Consider the following 24,010-nt stretch of genomic DNA (forward strand, 5'->3'; position numbering starts at 1 on the left):
GCGTCGATCGCTTCGAGATCGCGGCGCGCCGTCGTTGCCCAACCCCTTGTATAAACGAAGCGGGCGCGCTCGACTGCGTCCTGGGACACATCCAGCGGTGCAACGCGGGTTCGCGCGGCGGGTAACCCGCTCCACCGAACGCGGCGAGCAAGCGTAAGTCATGCCATCAGCGCAATCGTCTTGCGAAAGCGGGCGAGCGACAGCGCGAACAGGACGGAGCCGATCGTCGCGAGCGCGAGAAACGGTGCCCAGACGGCCTCGAAACCCGCGCCCCGATAGAGGATCGCCTGCGCGAGCTCGACGAAATGCGTCGTGGGCGCCGCGAGCATGACTTCTTGCACGAGCCGCGGCATGCTCTCGCGCGGCGTCACGCTGCCCGACAATAGTTGCAGGGGAATCAGCACGAGCACCATCAGCATGCCGAACTGAGGCATGCTGCGCGCGAGCGTCGCGAGAAAAATGCCCATCGACGTCGCGGCGAACAGATGCAGCGCCGCGCCCAGCATGAACAAGCCGACCGAGCCTTGGATCGGCACGTGCAAAGCGCCGCGCACGACGAGCGTGAGCGATAAGAACGCGGCCGTCAGCACGACGAGCCCCATCGACCAAACCTTCGCTACCATGATTTCCAGCGGCGTCACGGGCATGACGAGCAAATGCTCGACGGTCCCATGCTCGCGCTCGCGAATCAGCGCCGCGCCCGTGAGAATGATCGACAACATGGTGACGTTGTTGATGATTTCCATCAGCGCGCCGAACCACGCATGTTCGAGATTGGGGTTGAAGCGCATATGCATGGCCAGATCCACGGGGACAGGCGCCGCGCCCTTCTCGCGCGCCAGAAAATCGCGCACCTCTCCCAGCACGATCTGCTGCACGTAGCCGCTGCCCGTGAACGCCTGGCTCATGCGCGTCGCATCGACGTTCAGTTGGATCTGCGTTTGCCGCCCGGCGAGCGCGTCGCGCTGAAAGTTCGGCGGGATATCGAGGGCGAACGTGAAGCGCCCCAGGTCGAGCCCGTGATCGACGCCGGCCGCATCGACGAGCAACGGCGGTGAAAATTGCGGCGGGAAGAACGCCGAAACGATACGTTGCGCAAGGGGCGAGGCATCTTCGTCGACGATCGCGATCGGCGCCCGATGCAGCGTTTCCGGTTGCGCCGTGGCCGCCGCATAGATCGAGGCCGTGAACGTATACACGATGAGCACGAGCATCATCGGGTCGCGCGCCAAGCTCCACAGTTCCTTGATGCCGAGCCGGTAGATCGTCGAGAGCACGCGCACTCAAACCTCCTGTTTGCGCAAGAGCGCGACGGTGGCGCCCAGCAGGACCGGGATCGCGATGGCAAGCGGCAGAAAATGCGCCCGAAGGTCGGCAAATCCAAGCGCCTTGTTGAATACGCCCCGGCTGATCGCGAACATGTAGGTCGCCGGATACGCTTGGCCGATCAGGCGGCCCGTTCCCTCCATCGACGAGACCGGGTTGATGAGGCCGCAAAATTCCACCGCGGGAATCAGCGTGCCGATCAGCGTGAAAAACATCGCCGCAATTTGGCTGCGCGTGAAGGTCGACGCCAGCAGGCCGAATGCGGTCGACACCGTGGTGAACAGCAGGACGGCCAACAGCAAGGTCGGCAAACTGCCTTTGACGGGCACGTCGAAGGCGAAGCGCGCGAGCAATGCCATCAGTGCGAAGTTCAGCATGGCGAGCAACACATACGGCACTTGTTTGCCGAGCAGAAATTCCATGCGTGTCACCGGCGTGACATACAGATTGACGATGGAGCCGAGTTCGCGCTCGCGCACGACCGCCAGCGCCGTGAGCATGGCCGGCAGCATCAGCAGCAAGAGCGGAATCACGGCCGGCACCATCGCCGGCAAACTTCTGACGTCGGGGTTGTAGCGGAACCGCGTTTCGATCGTCACCTGCGCGGCGCTATCCACGCCGAACCGGTGACGCAGTTGGTCGCGCAACCACTGCTCGTGCATGCCCAACACGTAGCCCCGAATCGTCTCGGCGCGCAGCGGCATGGCGCCATCGATCCAAACGCCGATCTGCACCGGCCGCCCGTGCGCCAAGTCGCGCCCGAAACCGGGCGGGATCTCGATCGCAAGCGAAAGCTTCCCCGCGCGCATGCGTCGATCGAGCTCGCCGTAATCGCTGATCGGCCGCTGCTCGATGAAGTAGCGTGAGCCTGCGATGTTCAAGGCGTAGTCGCGGCTCAGTTCCGATTGATCTCGGTCGAGGACGGCAAACGTCAGATTCTCGACGTCGAGACTGATCCCCAGCCCAATGACGCACATCAAGACGAGCGAGCCCAACAGAGCGAGGGCGGCGCGCACCGGGTCGCGACGCAGTTCCAGCGCTTCGCGCCAAACGTACGTGAGCGCACGCGAGGCGCTGAAGCCGCGACGCGCGGCCGAGGGGGCCGGCAGCGTCGCAGTTTGTGCGGCCGGTATGGCATCGGGCGCCGCCGCGGGCCCTCCTTCCGCTTCGATCAAGTACCCGACGAACGCTTCCTCCAGGTTCTTTGCGCCGCGCGCGCTCACGATCTCGGCCGGCGCCCCGCTCGCGAGCACACGCCCCGCATGCATGAGCGAGATGCGATCGCAGCGCGCGGCCTCGTTCATGAAGTGCGTCGAAATGAAGATCGTTACCCGATCGCGTCGCGAGAGATCGAGCATTAGCCGCCAGAACTCGTCGCGCGCGACCGGGTCCACGCCCGAGGTGGGTTCGTCCAGAATCAGCATCTCCGGGCGATGCACCATCGCTACAGCAAGCGACAAGCGCTGCCGCATCCCCAGCGCTAGTCGATCCGGCAAGGCGTCGAGCACTTCGGTCAGGCCGAAGCGCGCGCTCATTTCCGTCACGCGCTCGGCGATCTTGCCTTCTTCGACCTGAAACAACCGCGCATGCAAGACGAGATTTTGCCGCACAGTCAGTTCGCCATAGAGCGAGAACGCCTGCGACATATAGCCGACGCGTCGACGCGTATCGATGTCCCTCGGGTCGACCTCTCGGCCGAACAATGTGGCTTTGCCCTCGCTCGCGCTCAAGAGCCCCGTCAACATTTTCATCGTCGTCGATTTGCCGCAACCGTTCGAGCCGAGAAAACCGAAGATCTCGCCGCGGCGAATGCGAAAGCTCACATGATCGACCGCCACGAAATCGCCGAAGCGCATCGTCAAACCTTCCGCCTCGATCGCGGCGTCGTCGCCCTCGCCGGCGATCCACGGCTCGACGGCGATCGGCCGGTAATCGCCGCGCCGCGCTTGCGGCAGCAAGGCGATGAAGGCCGCCTCGAGCGTGTCGGCGCCCGTTTGCGCGAGTAGCGCTTGCGGCGAGCCGGCCGCGAGCACACGGCCCGCGTTCATCGCCACGAGCCAGTCGAAGCGCTGCGCTTCGTCCATATAAGCGGTAGCGACGACCACCGTCATCGCGGGCCGCTCGGCGCGCAGCGCCGCGATCAAGGTCCAGAATTGCGCCCTCGCGAGCGGATCGACGCCCGTCGTCGGTTCGTCGAGAATCAACAGGTCGGGGTCGTGGATCAACGCGCAGCACAGCCCGAGCTTTTGCTTCATGCCGCCGGAGAGTTTGCCCGCCGGGCGAGCGAGAAACGGATAGAGCCCGGTGCTGCGCGTCAGCGCATCGATACGGCGCCGGCGCTGCGCGGCGTCATGACCGAACAAGCGCGCGAAGAACTGCAAGTTCTCTTCAACGGACAACGTCGCATACAGATTTTTGCCGAGCCCCTGCGGCATATAAGCGATGCGCGGGCAGACTGCCTCTCGGTGGCGCGCCGAGCGCATGTCGCCGCCGAGCGCAAACACCTCGCCGGTCTGGATCACGCGCGCGCCGGCGACGAGCGCCAGCAGGCTCGACTTGCCGACTCCATCCGGCCCGATCAAGCCGACGATCCTTCCGGCCGGGATCGCGAGCGTCACGTCTTCGAGCGCGACGCTCTTGCCGTAATGCAAGCTCACGTTGGACATGCGCACGGCCGCAGTCGCGTCATCGGTGGACGCGACGCGCGGCGCCGCCAGCGTTCGGTGCGTATCGCTCACTGCGGAACCTTGATGGCCAGCTCGCTCGGCCAAGCCGCCTTCGGATCGACCTTGACCCAAGCCACGCCCGGCACGCCGGTCTTCACGATCGTCAGATGCTTGAGCAGCAAGTCGCGGTTGATGCGCGCTTTCACGCGAAACATCAGCTTTTGGCGTTCGCTTTGCGTTTCGACGGTCTTGGGCGTGAACTGCGCCGTGCTCGCCACGAACGACACCGAAGCCGGGATCACGTATTGCGGCGCTGCGTCCAACACGAGGCGCACTTCGCTGCCCATCGCGACCTTGCCGGCCACCGTTTCCGGCAGGAAGAAGATCATATAGACGTCCGACAGGTCCACGAGGTTCATGACCTTGCCGCCGGCGGGAAGGACTTCGCCCGCTTGGGCGATGCGGTATTGCACCCGGCCGTCGCGCGGCGCGGTGAGCCTGCTGTCGTCGATCTCCGATTGCACGCGTGCGATCGTCGCGTTGGCGGCCGCCACGGCCGAGCGCGCTGCAACGAGCTGCGCGCGCGTCGCCTCGATCGCCGCTTGCGCCGCGCCTACCTGTGCAACGGCCGCTTGCACGGTCGCCTGCATACCGCGAACGCGCGCGCGATCGTCGTCGCGTTCCTGCATCGACGAAGCGCCTTCGCGCGAAAGCGTCTCCGACCGGTCGAGACGCCGGCGCGCCGCATCGAGTTCGCTGTTGCGTTGGGCAACGATGGCCTGGGCCGCGATCTTATCGCTCTCGCGCAGGGCAACCTGGGCCGCAACGCTGGCCACCGTGTTGACCGCTTGTTGCGCACGCGCACGCGCTTCATCGAGCTGCGCACTCAACGACTGAACCTCCATCTTCGCTAGCGGTTGGCCGGCTTTGACGAAGTCTCCCTCCTCGACGAAGATGGTGTCGACGCGGCCCGGCAACTTCGTCGCGACATCGATTTCAGTCGCCTCGATACGCCCGTTTCCGCTCGCGAAGCCCTCGCCCGGTCCGCTTTGCCGAGAATGCAGCCAGGCATAGCCGCCGGCAAGGACAACTGCCGCCGCGGCCAGGGCGATCGTCGCTGATTGCCTCGTGATCTTCATGGTGTGAATGGGTGAGTGTCGTTGGGTGCGGCCGCCATGCCGCTGTCATCGTGCGCGTCGCGCATCGTCGCGCCGCCAAGCGCCGTGTAGAGCGCCACACGGCTTGCGAGCAGCGCGCGACGCAATTGCACGAGTTGCTGCTGCGCGGATAACAGATCGCGTTGCGCGTCGAGGACTTCGAGAAATGGTGTGGCGCCGTCGTCGTAGCGCAATCGCGCCAGGCGCGCGCGCTCCGTTTGCGCGGCGAGCGTCGCGCGGGCAGTTTGAACTTGCTCGCCGAGCCACGCGCACGCCGAAAGCGCATCGGCGACATCGCGGAACGCATTCTGTATTGCGCTTTCGTACTGAGCCACCGCTTCGTCTCGACGCGCCTTCGCCAGAGCGAGATTGGCGCGATTTCGCCCGGCATCGAAGATCGGCAGCGCGAGGTTGGGGACGAACGCCCACATGCCCGTGCCGGACGAGAATAGCTGGCTCAATTCGGTGCTGCTCGCGCCCACCGAGCTCGTCAGCGCAATGCGCGGAAAAAACGCGGCGCGCGCGGCCCCGATGTTCGCATTAGCGGCTCGCAACCGGTGCTCGGCGGCGCTGATGTCCGGGCGCGCTTCGAGCAGCGCGGATGGCAAGCCCGCTTCGAGCGTGGGCAACACCGCGGCGTCGTCGAGCGGCCGCTCGCCGGCGTCGAGACGAGCGGGCGCGCCTATCAGGGCATCGAGCGCATGGGCCTGCGCCGCCCGCGCTTGTTGCAATTGCGCACCGAGGGTGCGCGCCTGTTCGAGCAAGATCTCCGATTGCTCGAAATCGAGCTTCGACGTCGATCCGACTTCGTACCGGCGTCGAAAGATATGCAGCGACTTCTCTCGGCTTGCGATCGTATCGCGCGTGAAAGCGATGCGCTCGTCCAGCTCGCATAGGCCGAAGTAGGCGTCCGCGATGTGAGCGACCAGACTCAATGTCACGGCCCGTTGCGCCGATTCGCTTGCGAGTAGATCTTCGAGCGAAGCCGCACTCGTATCGCGCAGCCGCCCCCACAAATCGATCTCCCAGCTGCTTTGCAACAGCCCCGCGTCATACACGGTCGCGACGATGGGTTTGGGCGAGAGCAATCCAGCGGGCAAGCGCACGCGCGCCGCGGTCGCCGTCGCGTCGATGCTCGGCAACTGCGCGGCGCGGCGCAAACCGTATACGGCGCGTGCCTGCTCGATGCGCGCACTCGCGATGCGCAAATCCCGATTGTTCGAAAGCGCTTGCGCGATCAACGCGCGCAAGCGCGGATCGACGAAATAGTTGCGCCATTCGGGCAGGCCGGACGAGGCCAGTCGCTGCGAGGGCGCGCTCGGCTCGGTTGCGTGGTCGCTCGGATAGCTATCCGGCACCGGCAAGTCGGGACGGGTGTAGTGCGGTGCGAGCGACACGCAGCCTGTCAAGGCGAGCAGACATGCGAGCGTCGAGACGCCCGCCCGCCACGCTCGACGCGCCAGCCGGTGCGACCGGTTGCCGCCGTGACATGGCGGCGTCGGCTCGTGTTCGGGGGGAAATGCGAAATCGCGCATGAAGACGCCGTTGAGGATTGCTTGGATCGCCGCCGCCTATTGGGCGGAGTCGACTGCGGCGATCGCTTCGAGCGATTGCACCGCTCGGGCCGCTGACCCCTTTATATCCGAGCAAACCCTTATGCCGTCTTGATCCACGTCAAGCGAGGTCCGACCATGCAGTCGTTAACATCTTCGAATTGCCCCGGCCTGGACGCGAACGGGTTTTGCGTCTCCCACGGGTCACGAACCTTCAACGCCGATCCTCATGCACGCCATCTCCGCTCAACTGCTTCCCGACACGCGACGTCGCCGGCTGCCGCCCGACGTTCGCGTCGCGCAAATCCTCGACGCCGCGTACGACGTGTTTTCCACCCGCGGCTTCCCGCACACGCGCATCGACGACATCGCGGCGCGGGCTGGATTGTCCAAAGGCGGCATCTATGCGCACTTCGAGAGCAAGGATGAGATCTTCGAGGCTTTGCTCAACCGCACGTTGAAGCCGATCGGCATCGACGAACCGGCGTTGTTTCGCACTCCGGTCACCGTCGAGCGTATCGTCGATTTGCTCGGCAACCGTCTCTATTCGTGGGCCGTGAGCGCACCGGCCGTTGCAACGCTGCGCCTATTGATCGCGGAGAGCGCGCGCGTTCCGAACGCCGTCGAGCGGTGGCGCTGCTACATGGATCGGACGATCGTCGTGGCGGTGCGCACGCTCGTCGTCAAGGGCGTGCGCGAGGGTACGCTGCGCGACGGCATCGCGGCGCGATCGCCGTCTCTGTTGATCGCGCCAATCGCGCAGGCCTGCCTTGCCGAAGTGCTCCGAACGGCGGAGCGAGCGGCCGGCGAACTCGAGCGCGCCCGCGCCGATTACGCTCGCTTGCTGCACGAGCTGCTGGCGCTGCCTCGCCCAGCTTAGGCATACCCGCCTCGCCGACGAGAAGCTTCGCGGCGGTTGACCAATGTCAACCTGCTTGGTTCGCGTTGGCGAACAATGGAGCTGGGGCGCGGATCGCTCGCGCAGGTGCGGCTTACCGGCGCCGATTGCAAGCACGAACCGCGCGCTTACGCCCCGTCATTCTCTTTGGCCCATCGACTCAACCGATTATGAAACTACCCCTGGAAATCTCATTCGAAGGCCTGGACCGCTCCGCAGCGCTCGAAGACGCCGTGCGCAAGCACGCCGACAAGCTCGAGCAGCACCACGAGGACATCATGCGCTGCCGTGTCGCCATCGTGTGCGACGGCAAGCACAAGCATCAGGGCAAGCCGTTCGGCGTCGTGATCGATCTGACCATCCCCGGACACGAGATCGTCTCGAACCGCGAAGTCGGCGAAGACGTGTACGTGGCGGTGCACGACGCCTTCAAAGCCGTGTCGCGCCAACTCGATCAAGTTACGCAGGCGCGGCAAGCCAAACGGGTTTGAGTGCTGCCCGCGCCCCGCGACGCACGCACGGGGCGCCGGCCGGCGCAAGCCTCGAATCGGCGTGCACCGGCCCCTCTAATCTTCATCACCCTCTTGCACCTGCAAAATCTCATAGATGCGGGCGGCTTTTCCGTGCAATTCGTAATCGAGCCGGCGCTCCAGCAGTTGATCGGAGCGATACCTCGTATAAGCGTCGAGCACTTCAGCGCTCGTCGCGCCTACATCGACGATTCGGGCGATCACCTCGTCTTCGAGCTCTCCCACAATGTGACGAATATCGCTGGCCGTTGCGGCCGGTAGTCGCGTGCTGTCATCGGCAATCATCGTGCTTTCTCCGATAGGCGTCCAAGGCTTGGCGACCGAGCGAGACGCCGGTCGAGCCAACGATGCGGGCCGGCGCCGTCGCGCCGGCCCGCCCTCCGTCGCACATTCTCAACCGTTGCGCCGCGCGCCCGCGCTCAAGCGCCGCGAGCGCACGAGTTGATACGGACGCAACGCATAGGCCACCGTCCCGAACCCGCTCCAGATATGCACGAGGCGCGTGAACGGGAACAGCAAAAACACCGTCATCCCCAGCACCAGATGCAGCTTGAACGGCCACAGCACCGACGCCATGGCGCTCGCATCGGGGCGCAACGTGACGATGCGCTGCGCCCAATCGGCTAATACCAGCATCTCATGCGCATCGGCGCGCTGGGCATAGGAGAACGGCAGCGTCAGGAGCCCCAGGCACAATTGCACCCACAGCACGATGAGCAGCGCCAAATCCGTGCGACGGCTCGTTTTGCGAATGCGCGGGTCGAACATGCGTCGATGCAGCAACATCGTCAAACCGATGAAGCAAAGTGTGCCGGCCGTCCCGCCCGAGACGATCGCCAGCATTTGCTTCTGCGAAGCCGTAATGAAGACCGAGTAAAGCGCGTGCGGTGTCAACAGGCCCAGCGTGTGGCCGAACAACAGGAACAGCACCCCCACGTGAAACAGATTGCTGCCCCAGCGCAACTGCGCACGCCGCAACAACTGCGAGGAATCGCTCTTCCACGTGTACTGAGCGCGCTCGAATCGTCCCAAGCTGCCGATCAAGAACACCGTCAGGCAAACGTACGGATAGACCGAGAAGAAAAACGTATTCAGAGAAGTGCTCATGCCCGTGCTCCTTGCGCCGCGTTCGAAGCAGCATGTGAATCGGCCGCCGGAGCCCGGCGCACGAGATGCACCGGCTGGGGTTGCCCCGCTCCTTGCTGCCCTGCGTTGCCGCAGCCGTCGAATGCCGCCGGCTCCTGCCAGGCCTCGTCCAGGTCCTGCTCGGGCTCGGGCGGCTGAGCCGGCATGGCGCTATCGACGCCCGCCACGTCGAGCAGCGCGCCCAGCACCGCGGCATAGGCGCTGCCGCGCTTTTCGACGGCGCCGTGAATGCGCTGCAAGATGTGCGCGACTTCCCCGAGCAATGCCACCGCCGCTTCACGCGGCTGGGTCGACGCGTACTCGAGCAAGACCGTCAAATGATCGGGCAACTCGTCCGTGTTCAGCGCGAGTCCGGCTTGCTCGTAAGTCGCGATCAAATCGAGCATGGCAGGGCCGCGCTCGCGCGAATCGCCGTGCACGTGCTCGAACAAATGCAGCGCAGTGCCCCGGCCGCGGTCGAACAATTCGACATAGGACGCTTCCGCTTCGAGCTCTTCGGCGCGCCTGATCGTGTCCAGCAGGGCCTCGATCGCCTCCAGCCGGGCCGGGCCGAGCACGGCCGTCTCGCGCAGCGCGTCGCTCACTTCATCCAGATGCACGCGCCAAGCTGCATCGGGGTAGCGCAGCAAGAAAGACAGCGCGCGCAGCGTTTGCGCGAACGCGGCCTGCCGTGGGTCCATTCGTGCCATGGTCACTCCTCCACCTTGATCGGAATCGTCCGCTTGCCTTCGCCGCCGAACAGGCTCGGCTCGTCGTCGCCATGATGGCAGCCGTTGCCGAAGCTGAAGCCGCAACCGCCGCGCATATCGAACGCGTCCTCGGCATATTCGCGATGCGAGGTGGGGATCACGAAGCGATCCTCGTAGTTCGCGATCGCCATCACGCGGTACATCTTCTCCATCGTTTCCAAGCTCAAGCCCACTTGGCGCAGCACCGTATCGTCGGTTACGCCGTCGACATGCTTGGCGCGCTGATAGGCACGCATCGCCAGCATGCGCTCGAGCGCCCGCACAACCGGCGCTTCGTCGCCTGCCGTCAACAAGTTGGCCAAGTACTTCACCGGAATGCGCAACTGGCCGACGTCGGGGATCGCGCCGTTCGCGCCGATGTGGCCGGCTTGCGCGGCGCCCGTGATCGGCGAAAGCGGCGGCACGTACCACACCATCGGCAGCGTGCGGTATTCGGGGTGTAGCGGCAAGGCCACTTGCCATTGCACCGCCATCCGGTACACGGGGCTGTTGCGCGCGGCCTCGAGCCAGTTCTCCGGCACGCCGTCACGGCGCGCGGCCTCGATCACGGTGGGATCGTGCGGGTCGAGGAAGACGTCCAACTGCGCGCGATACAGGTCCTTTTCGTTTTCTACGCTGGCCGCCGCTTCGATGCGATCGGCATCGTAGAGCAGCACGCCCAAATACCGAATGCGGCCAACGCACGTTTCCGAGCACACGGTCGGCTGCCCCGCCTCGATGCGCGGGTAGCAGAAAATGCACTTCTCGGCTTTGCCTGACTTCCAGTTGTAGTAGATCTTCTTGTACGGGCATCCGCTCACGCACATGCGCCAGCCGCGGCACTTGTCCTGATCGATCAACACGATGCCGTCTTCCTCGCGTTTGTAGATCGAGCCCGAGGGGCACGACGCGACGCAGGCGGGATTCAAGCAGTGCTCGCACAAGCGCGGCAGGTACATCATGAACGTGTTCTCGAACTGTCCGTAGATGTCCTTCTGAATCGCCTCGAAGTTGCTGTCTTGGCTACGCTTGGAAAACTCGCCGCCGAGAATCTCCTCCCAGTTCGGGCCGCCGGTGATCTTCTCCATCGGTTGGCCCGTAATGAGGCTGCGCGGCCTAGCCGTCGGCGCCGCCTTCATCTCGGGCGCGCTTTGCAGGTGATCGTAGTCGAACGTGTAAGGCTCGTAGTAGTCGTCGATCTGCGGCAGGTTCGGGTTCGCGAAGATGCGCGAAAGCACCTTCAGCTTGCCCCCCTGGCGCGGCTCGATCGAGCCGTCCTTTTTTCGAATCCAGCCGCCGTTCCACTTCTCCTGGTTTTCCCATTGCTTCGGGTAGCCGACGCCGGGCTTGGTCTCGACGTTGTTGAACCATGCGTATTCCATGCCGGGCCGGTTCGTCCAGACGTTCTTGCAGGTGACGCTGCAGGTATGGCAGCCGATGCATTTGTCCAGATTCAGCACCATGCCGATTTGGGCGCGCACTTTCATTTTCCAGCTCCTTGCGTTTGCGCCGCGCTCACCGCAGCAGCGGGCTCGTCGAGCCAATCGACGCGCCGCATCTTGCGCACGACCACGAATTCGTCGCGGTTCGTGCCGATCGTTCCGTAATAGTTGAAGCCGTAGCTCAGTTGCGCGTAGCCGCCGATCATGTGCGTCGGCTTCAACACGATGCGCGTGACCGAGTTATGGATCCCGCCGCGCACGCCCGTGATCTCCGAACCGGGCGTGTTGATGATTTTTTCCTGGGCGTGGTACATGAGCACCATGCCGGGATTGACGCGTTGGCTGACGACCGCGCGCGCCGCGATCGCGCCGTTGACGTTGAACAGCTCGATCCAGTCGTTGTCCTCGATGCCGGCGCGGCGGGCGTCGTCCTCGCTGAGCCACACGCAAGGACCGCCGCGATTGAGCGTGAGCATCAGCAAGTTGTCGCTGTACGTGCTGTGAATGCCCCACTTTTGGTGCGGCGTGATGAAGTTCAATACGATCTCGGCATTGCCGTTCGGCTTGACCCCGTTCATCAACGCCGTCGCCTTCAAATCGACCGGCGGCCGGTAGGTCGAAAAGCCTTCGCCGAACGCGATCATCCAAGGATGGTCTTGGTAGAACTGCTGACGGCCCGTGAGCGTGCGCCATGGAATCAGTTCGTAGACGTTCGTGTAGCCGGCGTTGTAGCTCACGGTTTCGCTCTCGATGCCGCTCCACGTGGGCGAGCTGATGATCTTGCGCGGCTGCGCTTGCACGTCGCGATAGCGAATCTTTTCGTCCTCGCGCGGCAAGGCCAGATGGCTGTGGTCTCGCCCGGTTGCCTTGGACAAGGCTTCCCATGCCTTGACCGCCACATGCCCGTTCGTCTCCGGCGCAAGTTGCAGGATCACTTCGCAGGCATCGATATCGGTCACGATGCGCGGCATACCGCGCGTGACGCCTTCCTCTTCCGTCAAACCGTTCAGTTCTCCCAACTGTTTGACTTCGACCTCCGTTTTCCACGCGATGCCCTTGCCGCCGTTGCCGATCTTCGACATGAGCGGGCCGAGCGCCGTGAAGCGTTTGTACAGATTCGGATAGTCGCGTTCGACGAGCGTCACTTGCGGCGCGGTCTTGCCCGGGATCGCGCGGCATTGCCCCTTGCGCCACTCGCGCACTTCGAACGGCTGGGCGAGCTCACCCGGCGTGTCGTGCATGAGCGGCGTCATCACGACATCCTCTTCCACGCCCAAATGCCCCGGGCAGACTTCGCTGAACGCTTTCGCGAAGCCCTTGTAGATTTCCCAATCGGAGCGCGATTGCCACACCGGGTCCACGGCCGCCGAGAGCGGATGGACGAACGGATGCATGTCGCTCGTATTGAGGTCGTTCTTTTCGTACCAGCTCGCCGTCGGCAGCACGATGTCCGAATACAGGCACGTCGTGCTCATGCGGAAATCGAGCGTGACGAGCAGATCGAGCTTGCCCTCCGGCGCTTGCGCGTGCCAGTTCACTTCTTGCGGCTTGGCGTCGTCCGGGCCCAGGTCCTTACCCTGCACCCCGTTGCTCGTGCCGAGGAAGTGCTTGCAGAAGTACTCGTGGCCCTTGCCGGACGATCCCAGCAAGTTCGAGCGCCACACGAACATGTTGCGCGGCCAGTTCTCCGGCGCATCGGGGTCTTCGCAGCTCATTTGCAAGCTGCCGCTCTCCAGACCCTGCGCGACGAATTCGCGGACATCCTTGCCGGCCGCCGCGGCCATTTGCGCGAGATGCAGCGGGTTCGTCTTCAACTGCGGCGCGCTCGGCAGCCACCCCATCCGCTCGGCGCGAACGTTGTAGTCGATCATGCTCGCCTGCGCGTGCGAGGTATCGGCCAGCGGCGAGGCGATTTCGTCGGGGCTCAGCTTTTCATAGCGCCATTGATCGGTATGCGCATAGAAGAAGCTCGTGCTGTTCGTCTGGCGCGGCGGCCGCGCCCAGTCGAGCGCGAACGCAAGCGCGGCCCAGCCCGTCTGCGGCCGCAGCTTTTCCTGGCCGACATAGTGCGCCCATCCGCCGCCGCTGCGGCCGATGCAGCCGCACATCATCAAGAGGTTGATGACGCCGCGGTAGTTCATGTCGGCGTGATACCAGTGATTCATGGCGGCGCCGATGATGACCATCGACTTGCCGTGCGTCTTGTCCGCGTTCTCCGCGAACTGGCGCGCGAGCGCAACGATCTGCCCGCGTGCGACGCCCGTGATCGATTCGGCCCAGGCGGGCGTATAGGCGGCGTCCGCATCGTAGCTCGATGCACCGCTGCCCAACCCGCGGTCCACGCCGTATTGCGCGGCTTGCAAATCGAAGACGGTCGCCACGAACGTTTCGTTCGCACCCTGCTCGCCGGCGAGCTCGAGGCGCACGGCCGGCACGCGGGCCACGCTGATGCGCCCGCTTTGCGCGTTCGCCGGGAAATGCGGGTTCTGCACGCCGCCGAAGTACGGGAACGCCACGTCGACGATCTCGTGAGCCTGCGCTCCATCTTCCAGCACGGAAAGCTTCAGGCTCGCCGCTTCGCCGCTTTGCGCATCTTTTTCTTCGAGATTCCACTTGCCGGTATCGTCGCGCCCTTCCGCGCCCCAGCGGAAACCGATGGAGCCGTTTGGCAACACGACACGGCCCGAACGATCGAAAGCGACGGTCTTCCATTCGGGATTGTTCTCTTGCCCGAGCTGCCCATCGAAGTCGGTCGCGCGCAGATAGCGATCCGGCACGAGCGTCGTGCTGCCGTCGGGCAACGTATGCCGCTTGAGCATCACGAGCATCGGCATGTCGGTGTACCGGCGCACGTAGTCGTCGAAGTAAGCGCTACGCTTGCGGAAGAAGAATTCCGTCAGCACGACGTGGCCCATCGCCATCGCAAGGGCCGCATCCGTGCCTTGCTTCGGGTGCAGCCAAAGGTCGGCGAGCTTGGCCACTTCGCTGTAGTCGGGCGTGATGGCGACCGTCTTCGTGCCCTTGTAGCGCACCTCGGTGAAGAAGTGCGCATCGGGCGTGCGTGTTTGCGGGACGTTGCTGCCCCAGGCGATGATGAACGTCGAGTTGTACCAGTCGGCCGACTCCGGCACGTCCGTTTGCTCGCCCCACACTTGGGGGCTTGCCGGCGGCAGATCGCAGTACCAATCGTAGAAGCTCATGCACACACCGCCGATCAAGCTCAGATAGCGGCTGCCCGCCGCGTAGCTGACCATGCTCATGGCGGGGATCGGCGAAAAACCGATGACGCGATCGGGGCCGTGGCGTTTGATCGTGTAGACGTTCGCCGCGGCGACGAGTTGATTGACCTCGTCCCACGAACTGCGCACGAAGCCGCCCATGCCGCGCGCCTGCTGATAGTCGCGCCTTGCTTCGTCGTTTTCGACGATCGACGCCCACGCTTGGACCGGATCGGTGAGCTGCGCGAGCGCGGCGCGCCAGCGCTTGAGCAAACGGCCCCGCACCATCGGGTATTTGACGCGATTCGCGCTGTACAGGTACCACGAGTACGACGCTCCGCGTGCACAACCGCGCGGCTCGTGATTCGGCATGTCCCACCGGGTGCGCGGATAGTCCGTCTGCTGCGTTTCCCAGGTGACGATGCCGCCCTTCACGTAGATTTTCCACGAGCAGGAGCCCGTGCAATTGACGCCGTGCGTGCTGCGCACGATCTTGTCGTGCGACCACCGGTTGCGATAGGCATCCTCCCACTTGCGATTCTCGCCAGTGGTCACGCCGTGGCCTTCCGAAAAGCGCTCGGACGGCAGCGCAAAGTGAATCAGACGATCGAGAAAGTGACTCATGGATGCTCCGAACTCAACAAGGCATCGGTGCTCGACGGCGCGCATACTGCCACCAAGTCACCGCGATACAGATCAGATAAAAACCGATGAACAGGTACAGCGCGGCCTCGGGGCCGCCGGTCAGCTTGATCGAGCTGCCGTAGCTCTTCGGAATGAAGAAGCCGCCGTATGCAGCAATTGCCGCGGTGAAGCCGAGCGTCGCCGCCGCTTCGGTATTGCCTTGCTTGGTCGCGCGCTCGACGGCGTCGCGATCGCTCGGGTCGGCGTCGCGCAAATTCAACGCGAGAAAGATTGCGGGAATCATGCGGAACGTCGAGCCGTTGCCGATGCCGGTCGTGAAGAACAGCACGAGGAAGCTCACGAAGAAGCCGCCGAAGCTGCCACCCGACGGTCCCGACGGCAAGAAGAAGAGGACGCCGCCCACGGCCAGCGCCATCGCTATGAAATTCCACAGCGTGACGCGCGCGCCGCCGAGCTTATCGGCGAGCCAACCGCCGAACGGCCGCACGATCGCGCCGATCAGCGGGCCGAGCCAGGCATAGGCGAGCGGATTGATGGCCGGGAATTCGTTTTTGATCAACAGCGGGAAGCCCGCCGCATAGCCGATGAACGAACCGAAGGTGCCTAGATACAGCAAGCACATGAGCCAGTTGTGCTTGCGGCGGAAAATCGCCGCTTGCGCCGCGAACGATGCCTTCGCTTGCGCGATGTCGTTCATGCCGAACCAGGCGGCGATCGAGGCGACCGCAATCCACGGCACCCAAATGAAGGCCGCATTTTGCATCCACACCTGCGACGTGTGACCTGCCTTGACGATCGTTTGCGGTGCGCCGCCGAAGATGCCGAGCACGCCGGCCGTGACGACGAGCGGGCTCAGGAATTGAACGACGGACACGCCCAAATTGCCGAGCCCCGCGTTCACGCCAAGCGCCGATCCCTTGCGCTCCTTCGGAAAAAAGAAGCTGATGTTGGCCATGCTCGAGCTGAAGTTGCCGCCGCCGAAGCCGCACAGCAATGCCAGCACGAGCATCGTCGTGTAAGGCGTGGTGTTATCTTGCACCGCGAAGCCGATGCCGAGTGCGGGCACGAGCAACGAAGCGGTGGAAATCGCGGTCCAGCGCCGCCCGCCGACGAGCGGGACCATGAACGAGTAAAAGATGCGCAACGTTGCACCGCTGAGCGCCGGGGCCGCCGCGAGCCAGAAGAGTTGGTCGGTCGAGTACTTGAAACCGAGCGCCGGCAAACTTACTGCCACCACGCTCCATACCTGCCAGATCGCGAAGGCCAAGAACAGGGCCGGCACGGAGATCCACAGATTCAACTTCGCGACGGCTTCTCCCTCGCGCTCCCAAAAAGCTTTGTCTTCGGGCGTCCAGATTTCGAGCGTATGACCGCTTCGCTGCGTCAGCGAACGGATGTTCATGACGACACCTCTATCAATTGGATTTGGCGTCGGCGTCGCGCTGGTTGGAGAGGTGTTGCGAACAAGCTCGCGCCGACGACTGAGAAGCTAACCGGTCGGCGCGTTGCGCAAATTGATGCGGATCAACTAGCTCAAAGAGTGATATTTCACGCGACAAGATGTCCGAAGCGACTCTGTCACGTTCATGCGAGGTGTTGACGCGCGTCAAATTCGCGCAAGCGGGAGAGGGGCAGAATCGATCGAGCTGCAGCCAGCTGAGCGCGGCAATGGACGAGCGCCGCGCGGCGGGCAACGGCGCTAGGCATGAATGGCGCCCCAGGGCAGGACGCCTGCTCTATCACGGCATCAAGTAAGGCGAGATGCGCTTGAGCGTGTTCTCCACGTACGCCTCTTTTTCGCCCACGGGCGCCACGTAATGCAGCGCCGAAGCGGCGGCCTCGATCCCCTCCGTACGCGCAATGATCCACGCCGCGAGATAAGGCGAGGCCAGGCAGCCGCCCGCCGTCGCGACGTTTCCTTTCGCGAAGAACGGCTGATCGAGGACCTCGACGCCAGCCTCTTTCACCCAAGGCTTCGTCGTCAGATCCGTGCAAGCCACCATGCCCTCGAGCAAGCCCAGCTTCGCCAAGACGAGCGCGCCCGAGCACTGCGCCGCAACCAATTGACGGCTCGGATCCAGCGCGAGACGCGACAACAGTTGGGCATCGGCGACGATCTCGCGCGTCTTCACGCCGCTGCCGACCAGCACCGCATCCGCGGCGCGAGCGTCTTCCAGCACGGACTGCGCGCGCACGCTGACGCCATTCATCGAGACCACCTCGGCTTGCGGGCAACAGAGCGATACGCGCCAATTCGGCTTTTTGATGCGATTGAGCACACCCAGCGCGATCAGGGAGTCGAGTTCGTTGAAGCCGTCGAAGGTAAGGATGGCGATATGCATAGGATTTAACGGGCGGTGACGCCTTGTATGGCTTGAGGGGTGGACTATCCTATGCCCAATGCGCCGTGCAATCAAAAGAAGAATGACGGAAGGTGCGATTGACGCCAATCAACGCGAAGACGGCCGCGCTCGCCTACGATGGCGGCAACGGGAGCGCAGCCCCCAACAGGCGCGCGCGAACAGAAACCAGGGCCGCATCACCGCGGCAAGGAGCATCGCATGGACGACAGCTACGAGCGCCGAGCCCTGCTGCTGCATTTGGGCAGCGTAATGCAAACGACGAGCCTGCTGATGGAACACCAGCGCGGCGATGAAACGCTCGCCGAACTGATCGAGGCGCAACCGCTGCTCGCGGATGTGCCGCTTCTCGAATACAGCTACCAGCAGATGACCGTGCGCGATCTCGCAGCGGCCGCCTTGCGCGCGTTTTGCTTATGGCCGCAGTTGCTGTTGGAAGCGCCGCTCGATCGAGCAGCGCTCGCCGCGTCGGTACGTGAGCATCTATTCCGCGACAACCCGCAGGGCTGGTCCTCTTATGCCGCCTCGCTGCAAGCGGAGGTCGCATGGTTCGGGAAACCGGCAGCCGTAGCGAACGGCAGCCGCAAGGACGGCGACGCGCGCCGTAGCGCGTAGCGGGCCTGGCCCGCCCCGCTGGCGCGCCGGACGGTCGAACCGCTCAGTGAGCGCTCGGCTGAAACCCCGCAGCGCCCACCTGCCAGAGGGAAAACGCCCACTCATCGGCGAAACGATCGGCCGTTTGCTTGACGCTCGAGCCGATGCCGTGCCCCGCATCGTAATCGACACGCAGCAGGACCGGCCGCCCGCTCGAAGTCGCCGCCTGCACGCGCGCCGTCATCTTCAGCATGTGCCACGGCGACACGCGCGGATCGTTGGCGCCCGTCGTGAACATGACTGCCGGATAGGGCGTCCCGTCATGAATGTGTGTATACGCGCTCATCGCATAGAGGCCGTGAAACCCTGCTTCGTTCGATGTCGAGCCCATCTCGGGCACGTTCGGCGGCCCATTGGGCTCGGTCTCGAAGCGCAACGCGTCGGATACGCCGACATCGTCGAGCACCACGCGGAACAACCCCGGATCGATCGTCAGCGCGCCGCCCATCACGATGCCGCCTGCGCTGCGGCCGTTGGCCACCAAATACCGGCGCTGCGTGTAGCCTTGATCGATCATGTATTGCGCGCCCGCCAGGAAGTCGAACATCGTATTGATCTTCCAGCGCTTCTGCCCCGCGCGATGCCAGGCGTCGCCGTACTCCCCGCCCCCGCGCATGTGCACGACCGTCATGATGCCGCCCTGCTCGAACCAAGCGCGCCATGCGCTCTGGTAGTTCGGATCCAGCGACAAGCCGTAGCTGCCGTAGCCGTAGATGATGGTCGGGTGCGAACCGTCGCGCCGGATGCCCTTCGTCGAAATGATCGAAATGGGCACGCGGGTGCCGTCGTAGCTCGTCGCGAAGGTTTCCTGCGCTTCGAGTTCATCGGACTCCGTCTTGGACGGCGGAATCAATCCGGTATCGGCTGCGGCCTGCGCCCCGGGCGCATAGGCAACCTCGCGCGGCGCCTTGATCCAGCCGCGCAATTCGAACATCACGCCCGGCAGCTTCGCATCGGGCTTGAGATCGCGGATCGCGCCCGCGAACGGCAGCCCGATCGTGCGCGCGTCATTGCCGTCCAGTCCCGTGCGATGCAGCTCGAACGTCGCGCCCGCGCGCTCGGCCAGATAGATGCCGTCGCTTGCGAGCGTGAAGCTGTCGATGACGTTGGCGCCTTCCGGCACGACTACCTGTGCGTGTGCGAGATCGGGGTGGGCCAGCGGCGCCGATACGAGCTTGAAACGCGGGGCATCTTTGCCCGTCAATGCGTAGAGGCGATCGCCGTGCAGTTGAACGTCGACGACGCCGTCCTCGGGGCTCGCGATCTTTTTCCACGGCGTGCCGGCGCCGTGGATCTGCGCGACCCGAGCGACGTAGAACGTGTTCGGGTTGTCGTCCATGTTGTGGTTCGCCACGGCAACGGCGTAAGGCGAATCGGGCGCAAGCAGCACATAGGTGCCCTGCCCCTCGGGCACGTCGAGCTTGGGTGACACGCCGCGGCCGAAGACGGCTTCGTCGCCTTCGCCGTCGGCGTGCCGGCCGAGCACATGCAATCGCGTCACCGCGTTGTATTCGCTCAATGCGGGCGGCGTATCGGGGCCCGCCTGCGGGTAGCGCAGATAAAAGAACGAGCGGTTGTCGTGGCGCCAGGAGACGACGCAGGAGCTCGTGCGATCGATCGCCTCGGTGAGCGCCTTGCCGCTTTCCACTTCCACTACATGCAGCACGCTCTTCTCTGAGCCGCCCTCCGAAATGCCGTAGGCCACGTAGCGCCCGTCCCACGACGGCGCATACCAATCGAGCGCGAAATGGCGCGAGCTATCGGTCGAGAGCGCGGCCGGATCGACGAGCACATGCTCCTGTCCATCGACGCCGTCGCGATACGCGAGCTTGAAGAGGTTTTCGCCCGCTGCGGCCGTTTGATAAAACAGGCGATGACCGCGGCGCGTGAAATCCGTACGCCGCAAATCGCCGCCCATTAGCGTTTCGATGCGCGCGGCGAGCGCGTCGCGCCCGGGAATGGAGGCCAACACGCGGCGGGTGTAGTCGTCCTGCGCTTTCATCCAGGACTGTACCTCGGGGGCCTTCAGGTTCTCCATGTAGCGGTAATTGTCGACGAACGGCGTGCCGAAATAGGTGTCGGTCACCGGCCGCACCGGGGCGACGGGGGGCGCATCGGCAGACCACGCAGTGCTAGCGGCGCTCAGGCAAGACAGAAGCGTTACGACCAGAAGAGACTTGTTTCGTTTCATTGTTGTGATCGCTCCAAGTAACGACGCGCAAGATTAACGCGCGGCGTGCCTCGCGATGGTAGAGAGCTTGCTCGAATGACGCCGCGAATCGCGCATCGATGCGGGTATTGCGGACGCCACAACCGCGCGCTGCCGTAACGCCCGCGCGCGACCAAAGGGCTCGCCCACGGCGGCAGCTGCCCCGCATCAAGCCGCCGCTTCGAATTCGCGCGCGACGATGTCGACGAACGCCTGCACACGTGCGGTCTTGTACAAATCGGTATGGGTCACGAGCCAAACATCGAAGCGGTCGCAGCGCTTGGGCATGATGCGGACCAGTTCGGGCTCGTCATCGGCTCGAAAACACGGCAGCTCGGTGACGCCCAGCCCGCAAATGGCCGCCTCGAACAGCATCATCGTCGAAGAGGTTTGAAAGGCGACCCTGCCGCGATGAGTCGGCTCGCCGCATAACGCTTCCCACATCGACGGCACCACGGGCCGTTGATACATCACGAGATCGTGGCCGTCGAACGCCTCGCCCTCGCGCGGTTCGCCCCGTGCCGCCAAATAGGCGCGCGAGGCATAAAGGCCCGACTCCAGTTGCGCCAGGCGGCGCACGATCAGATCGGGCGACTCGGGCCGCAGCGTGCGAATGGCGATGTCCGCCTCGCGCCGCGTCAGATTCGCCACGCCCGGCGATGTCACGCAGATGACTTCGATGCCCGGATGCGCCGCCCGCAACTTGGCGATCGCGGGCACGACGAAGCGCTTGCCGAGCGAATCGGTGGTCGCCACCCGTATCGCGCCGCACAATTGGTCGTCCATGCCTACGATGCGCCGCTCGACTTGATGCACGGCTTGCTCCATCGCCTCGCACGGCCCGATCAGCGCCTCGCCGGCCGGGGTCAGCACGTACATGGTCGGCGTGCGCAAGAAAAGGCGCGCCGACAGCGCCTGCTCGAGCGTCGCGATGCGACGGCCGACCGTCGCTTGATCGACGCCCAGCCGCGCCGCGGCGCCGCGCAACGTACCCGCGCGCGCCACCGCCAAGAAAAAACGTGCGTTGTCCCAGTTTGTCATCGCTATCTACGAAGCCTCGTACACCGCTGAGCTTGATGCATTTTTGCATCACGGCCGTGCAGATTCACTGCTTTATCGCAGCGCCACCAGTTTATAGACTTGCGGTATTGAATTGAACACCATGCTTCTAGCCGGAGGCTTCCATGACCGACTGCATCGCACAACCGCTCACGTCCGCACCCCGCGCCGACCGCTATGCCGCCGCGCGGCGGCGCCTCACGCTCGCTTTCGTGGCGAGCGGCATGTTCATGGCCGTGCTCGATACGACGATCGTCAACGTCGCACTGCCCGCGATGCGCACGCATCTGGACGCATCCGTCGGGGCCCTCGCGTGGATCGTCGATGCCTATACGCTCAGCTTTGCGGCATTGATCCTCGCCGGTGGCGTCGCATCGGACCGCTTCGGCGCCAAAACGGTCTACCTATGCGGCTTGGCGCTGTTCGTTCTCGCCTCGGCGGCATGCGGGCTCGCGCCGTCGGTCGCGCTCTTGATCGCCGCACGCTTCGCTCAGGGCATGGGCGCCGCGTTGTTCTTACCCGCCTCCCTCGCCATCGTGCGTGCGACGTTCGATGATCCAACGCAGCGCGCCAAGGCGATCGCCGCGTGGGCCGGCATCGCGTCGGTCGCTGCCGCGATCGGCCCCGTGGCCGGCGGGCTGCTGGTCGACGCTTTCGGCTGGCGCAGCGCATTTCTCGTCAACGTGCCGACCGGAATCGCGGCGCTGGCAGGCGCCGCGATAGTTGTTCGCGCAACCAATCCGGCGAAGTTCCGCCGGTTCGACTGGGCCGGCCAAGTCGCCAGCACCATTGCGCTTGCCGCGCTCTGCTTCGCGGCGATCGAGCTGCCCACGCGCGGCATCGGCGCACGCGAAGTTCACGCGGCCATTGCGCTCGCGCTCCTCGCCACGGGGTTGCTGATCGTTGCCGAGCGCCGCAACGCCGATCCCATGGTGCCCCTTGCGTGGTTTCGCAATGCGACCTTCGTCGCGATGAACGTGAGCGGTACGCTCGTCTATGTCGGCTACTTCGGTCTGCTGTTCGTGCTGAGCCTGTATTTGCACGGCGTACGCGGCCTCGATGCACGGCACACCGGGCTGGCGATGTTGCCGATGGCAGCGAGCCTTTCGCTGGGCAACGTGCTCGCCGGAAAGCTGCAAGCACGCTTGAGTGCAACGCATCTCATGACGATCGGCCTTGCGGTCGCCACCGTCGCAGGACCGGCCATGGCCCTAGCGCTCGAATGGAACGCCGTCTGGGAACTCGTCTTCGCGGCCATGACCGCCTTCGGCATCGGTACCGCCCTCTCGGTGCCGCCGATGATTGCGGCGGTTCTCGAACAGGTGCCCGGCGAATCGGCGGGCGTCGCATCGGGCCTGCTCAATGCGTTGCGCCAAGCCGGGAGCTTGTTGGGGGTCGCGTTCGCCGGTGCGGCCACACTGTTGTGTGCGCAACTGTCGACGGCTTTGATCGTGGTCGGCGCGATGGCGGGCGTAACTTATGCGGGTTCCGCGTTCCTGGCCGCTCGATCGGCGGGCGCCGCGCGCCGGGATATCTGACCTGCGGCGCAGTGGACTGTCAATGAACGACAACCGGCCGGCATAGGTACGCTTGTTCAATGCGCCATCAAACCAACCGACGACCTGCGCCGAAACGTGCCGTCGCTGCTCTGCAGCGGCTGCCCTAGGCAGGGCTGAATCAAGACAAAACCAGAGGCGAGCTGTGGCGAGAGCTGTCGCCGGTTCGCCAATCCGGCATGCTGCGAGAATTGGGATTAATCTGACAGCCGCGCAGCATTGCCATACAGCAACGAAGAATCTGCGCAATATTCATCGTTCGGAGACGGAAAGCGAGCGAATATTGCATAATCGAGCAACATCTTCCGCGCCCTTGCAGACGACACGCGCCGAAGCATTCCTTAAACGGATTTGACGGTAATCCTGGCTCGTATATGCTCATCTGTAGGTTCTGGTCGGCGATGTGTCGTAACCGGTGATAGCTGCACCGCGCTGCGCCGCATCGGTCGATGCTCGGCGCCGACCCGGCCTGGGCGTCCGCCGAGTCGTGCCATGCGCTGTGCGCGTGGGACCCGCAATACCCTGAACATCACCGAGTCGAGTGTCATCGTGAGAGTCCGAGGCCCTTTGGTTAGATGGAATCGCAGTACGCGCGCGAATGGTTTGCGCGCCGACCGCGCCATCGCCGACGGCTGCACCGGCAAACTTGCGTTTCGCCGGGTTCTGTCCGTCTTCACCATCCTTTCGCGCCGCTCCATTCGCCGCCACAACGTCACGTCGGCCCGCGCGCATATCGCCGTGCATATCGACGACGCGGCCTCGTTGCTGCCGTAGCGCCTCCTTTCCGCCGCAACTCATCCAGCGCCGTGCGCAAGCGATTCACGCCTCTTCGGCGTGCGGGTCCGCGCGCGCCTAGCAAAGCC

The 24,010-nt window shown here is 64.4% G+C and carries 19 protein-coding genes; 6 read left to right on the forward strand and 13 right to left on the reverse strand.

From position 1 onward, the window contains the following. Positions 1 to 158: 158 nt before the first annotated feature. The 4 genes from QQS38_RS00685 to QQS38_RS00700 form a co-directional block, all read right to left on the reverse strand. Positions 159 to 1,283: an ABC transporter permease gene (locus tag QQS38_RS00685; RefSeq protein ID WP_479643454.1), complete on the reverse strand. Its 1,125-nt coding sequence runs from the start codon at positions 1,281 to 1,283 to the stop codon at positions 159 to 161. After that, entirely contained in the window at positions 1,284 to 3,992 is a 2,709-nt protein-coding gene (rbbA, locus tag QQS38_RS00690; protein WP_479644068.1) for a ribosome-associated ATPase/putative transporter RbbA, read from the reverse strand. Positions 3,993 to 4,060: 68 nt separating this feature from the next. Next, complete coding sequence (locus QQS38_RS00695) at positions 4,061 to 5,131, reverse strand: HlyD family secretion protein (RefSeq protein WP_479643455.1); 1,071 nt, start codon at positions 5,129 to 5,131, stop codon at positions 4,061 to 4,063. Next, entirely contained in the window at positions 5,128 to 6,684 is a 1,557-nt protein-coding gene (locus QQS38_RS00700; protein WP_479643456.1) for an efflux transporter outer membrane subunit, read from the reverse strand. The genes QQS38_RS00695 and QQS38_RS00700 overlap by 4 nt, the downstream gene beginning before the upstream one ends. Positions 6,685 to 6,931: 247 nt before the next feature. Here QQS38_RS00700 and QQS38_RS00705 point away from each other — a divergent pair, with 247 nt between their 5' ends. Together QQS38_RS00705 and QQS38_RS00710 are read left to right on the forward strand one after the other, a co-directional pair. Then, a complete protein-coding gene (locus QQS38_RS00705; protein ID WP_479643457.1) occupies positions 6,932 to 7,582 on the forward strand; it encodes a TetR/AcrR family transcriptional regulator in 651 nt (216 codons plus the stop codon). A gap of 188 nt (positions 7,583 to 7,770) precedes the next feature. Beyond that, the gene (locus QQS38_RS00710) at positions 7,771 to 8,091 is read left to right on the forward strand and encodes an HPF/RaiA family ribosome-associated protein (protein WP_479643458.1); all 321 of its coding nucleotides are present in this window, start codon (positions 7,771 to 7,773) and stop codon (positions 8,089 to 8,091) included. Positions 8,092 to 8,166: 75 nt separating this feature from the next. On the opposite strand, the gene QQS38_RS00715 is transcribed toward QQS38_RS00710, so the two are convergent. The 6 genes from QQS38_RS00715 to QQS38_RS00740 form a co-directional block, all read right to left on the reverse strand. Further along, positions 8,167 to 8,415: a hypothetical protein gene (locus QQS38_RS00715; RefSeq protein WP_479643459.1), complete on the reverse strand. Its 249-nt coding sequence runs from the start codon at positions 8,413 to 8,415 to the stop codon at positions 8,167 to 8,169. A 108-nt stretch (positions 8,416 to 8,523) separates the two neighbouring features. After that, the gene (gene narI, locus QQS38_RS00720) at positions 8,524 to 9,237 is read right to left on the reverse strand and encodes a respiratory nitrate reductase subunit gamma (RefSeq protein WP_479643460.1); all 714 of its coding nucleotides are present in this window, start codon (positions 9,235 to 9,237) and stop codon (positions 8,524 to 8,526) included. Continuing rightward, positions 9,234 to 9,965 carry a nitrate reductase molybdenum cofactor assembly chaperone gene (narJ, locus tag QQS38_RS00725; RefSeq protein WP_479643461.1) on the reverse strand — a complete coding sequence of 244 codons (732 nt, stop codon included), beginning with the start codon at positions 9,963 to 9,965 and terminating at the stop codon, positions 9,234 to 9,236. Before narJ ends, narI begins: the two co-directional genes overlap by 4 nt. A gap of 2 nt (positions 9,966 to 9,967) precedes the next feature. Beyond that, on the reverse strand, positions 9,968 to 11,491 hold the full coding sequence (gene narH / locus QQS38_RS00730) for a nitrate reductase subunit beta (RefSeq protein ID WP_479643462.1): 1,524 nt from the start codon (positions 11,489 to 11,491) through the stop codon (positions 9,968 to 9,970). After that, positions 11,488 to 15,288 (reverse strand): nitrate reductase subunit alpha, encoded by a 3,801-nt coding sequence (locus tag QQS38_RS00735; RefSeq protein WP_479643463.1) that lies wholly within the window; start codon positions 15,286 to 15,288, stop codon positions 11,488 to 11,490. The genes narH and QQS38_RS00735 overlap by 4 nt, the downstream gene beginning before the upstream one ends. Before the next feature lie 13 nt (positions 15,289 to 15,301). Next, positions 15,302 to 16,711: a NarK family nitrate/nitrite MFS transporter gene (locus QQS38_RS00740; RefSeq protein ID WP_479643464.1), complete on the reverse strand. Its 1,410-nt coding sequence runs from the start codon at positions 16,709 to 16,711 to the stop codon at positions 15,302 to 15,304. 158 nt (positions 16,712 to 16,869) lie between these two features. Here QQS38_RS00740 and QQS38_RS00745 point away from each other — a divergent pair, with 158 nt between their 5' ends. Continuing rightward, positions 16,870 to 17,064, forward strand: coding sequence for a hypothetical protein (locus QQS38_RS00745; protein ID WP_479643465.1), 195 nt, complete (start codon positions 16,870 to 16,872; stop codon positions 17,062 to 17,064). Here QQS38_RS00745 and QQS38_RS00750 read toward each other — a convergent pair. Next, complete coding sequence (locus tag QQS38_RS00750; protein ID WP_479643466.1) at positions 17,049 to 17,651, reverse strand: DJ-1/PfpI family protein; 603 nt, start codon at positions 17,649 to 17,651, stop codon at positions 17,049 to 17,051. The two genes, QQS38_RS00745 and QQS38_RS00750, sit on opposite strands and share 16 nt — an antisense overlap. A 219-nt stretch (positions 17,652 to 17,870) precedes the next feature. Between QQS38_RS00750 and QQS38_RS00755 the strand changes: the two genes are divergently transcribed. Beyond that, a complete protein-coding gene (locus tag QQS38_RS00755) occupies positions 17,871 to 18,284 on the forward strand; it encodes a hypothetical protein (RefSeq protein WP_479643467.1) in 414 nt (137 codons plus the stop codon). A 43-nt stretch (positions 18,285 to 18,327) separates the two neighbouring features. Here the strand turns inward: QQS38_RS00755 and QQS38_RS00760 are convergent, their stop codons facing one another. Beyond that, positions 18,328 to 20,514, reverse strand: a complete 2,187-nt coding sequence (locus tag QQS38_RS00760) for a prolyl oligopeptidase family serine peptidase (RefSeq protein WP_479643468.1) — start codon at positions 20,512 to 20,514, stop codon at positions 18,328 to 18,330. 186 nt (positions 20,515 to 20,700) lie between these two features. Further along, positions 20,701 to 21,573: a LysR family transcriptional regulator gene (locus QQS38_RS00765; RefSeq protein ID WP_479643469.1), complete on the reverse strand. Its 873-nt coding sequence runs from the start codon at positions 21,571 to 21,573 to the stop codon at positions 20,701 to 20,703. Positions 21,574 to 21,716: 143 nt separating this feature from the next. On the opposite strand from QQS38_RS00765, the gene QQS38_RS00770 reads away from it, so the two are divergent. Together QQS38_RS00770 and QQS38_RS00775 are read left to right on the forward strand one after the other, a co-directional pair. Further along, positions 21,717 to 23,129 carry an MFS transporter gene (locus tag QQS38_RS00770; protein WP_479643470.1) on the forward strand — a complete coding sequence of 471 codons (1,413 nt, stop codon included), beginning with the start codon at positions 21,717 to 21,719 and terminating at the stop codon, positions 23,127 to 23,129. Positions 23,130 to 23,714: 585 nt separating this feature from the next. After that, a complete protein-coding gene (locus tag QQS38_RS00775) occupies positions 23,715 to 23,921 on the forward strand; it encodes a hypothetical protein (RefSeq protein WP_479643471.1) in 207 nt (68 codons plus the stop codon). The last annotated feature ends 89 nt before the right edge of the window (positions 23,922 to 24,010 follow it).

This window comes from Trinickia sp. Z7 (genome assembly GCF_056498045.1).

Excerpts from the sequence above, each read along its gene's own strand:
- QQS38_RS00695 (WP_479643455.1), bottom strand. The coding sequence starts at position 5,131 with ATGAAGATCACGAGGCAATCAGCGACGATCGCCCTGGCCGCGGCGGCA.
- narH (WP_479643462.1), bottom strand. The coding sequence starts at position 11,491 with ATGAAAGTGCGCGCCCAAATCGGCATGGTGCTGAATCTGGACAAATGC.
- QQS38_RS00700 (WP_479643456.1), bottom strand. The coding sequence starts at position 6,684 with ATGCGCGATTTCGCATTTCCCCCCGAACACGAGCCGACGCCGCCATGT.
- QQS38_RS00735 (WP_479643463.1), bottom strand. The coding sequence starts at position 15,288 with ATGAGTCACTTTCTCGATCGTCTGATTCACTTTGCGCTGCCGTCCGAG.
- QQS38_RS00750 (WP_479643466.1), bottom strand. The coding sequence starts at position 17,651 with ATGCATATCGCCATCCTTACCTTCGACGGCTTCAACGAACTCGACTCC.
- QQS38_RS00755 (WP_479643467.1), top strand. The coding sequence starts at position 17,871 with ATGGACGACAGCTACGAGCGCCGAGCCCTGCTGCTGCATTTGGGCAGC.
- narI (WP_479643460.1), bottom strand. The coding sequence starts at position 9,237 with ATGAGCACTTCTCTGAATACGTTTTTCTTCTCGGTCTATCCGTACGTT.
- QQS38_RS00705 (WP_479643457.1), top strand. The coding sequence starts at position 6,932 with ATGCACGCCATCTCCGCTCAACTGCTTCCCGACACGCGACGTCGCCGG.
- QQS38_RS00760 (WP_479643468.1), bottom strand. The coding sequence starts at position 20,514 with ATGAAACGAAACAAGTCTCTTCTGGTCGTAACGCTTCTGTCTTGCCTG.
- QQS38_RS00710 (WP_479643458.1), top strand. The coding sequence starts at position 7,771 with ATGAAACTACCCCTGGAAATCTCATTCGAAGGCCTGGACCGCTCCGCA.
- QQS38_RS00740 (WP_479643464.1), bottom strand. The coding sequence starts at position 16,711 with ATGAACATCCGTTCGCTGACGCAGCGAAGCGGTCATACGCTCGAAATC.
- QQS38_RS00770 (WP_479643470.1), top strand. The coding sequence starts at position 21,717 with ATGACCGACTGCATCGCACAACCGCTCACGTCCGCACCCCGCGCCGAC.
- QQS38_RS00745 (WP_479643465.1), top strand. The coding sequence starts at position 16,870 with ATGTCCGAAGCGACTCTGTCACGTTCATGCGAGGTGTTGACGCGCGTC.
- narJ (WP_479643461.1), bottom strand. The coding sequence starts at position 9,965 with ATGGCACGAATGGACCCACGGCAGGCCGCGTTCGCGCAAACGCTGCGC.
- QQS38_RS00765 (WP_479643469.1), bottom strand. The coding sequence starts at position 21,573 with ATGACAAACTGGGACAACGCACGTTTTTTCTTGGCGGTGGCGCGCGCG.
- rbbA (WP_479644068.1), bottom strand. The coding sequence starts at position 3,992 with ATGTCCAACGTGAGCTTGCATTACGGCAAGAGCGTCGCGCTCGAAGAC.
- QQS38_RS00715 (WP_479643459.1), bottom strand. The coding sequence starts at position 8,415 with ATGATTGCCGATGACAGCACGCGACTACCGGCCGCAACGGCCAGCGAT.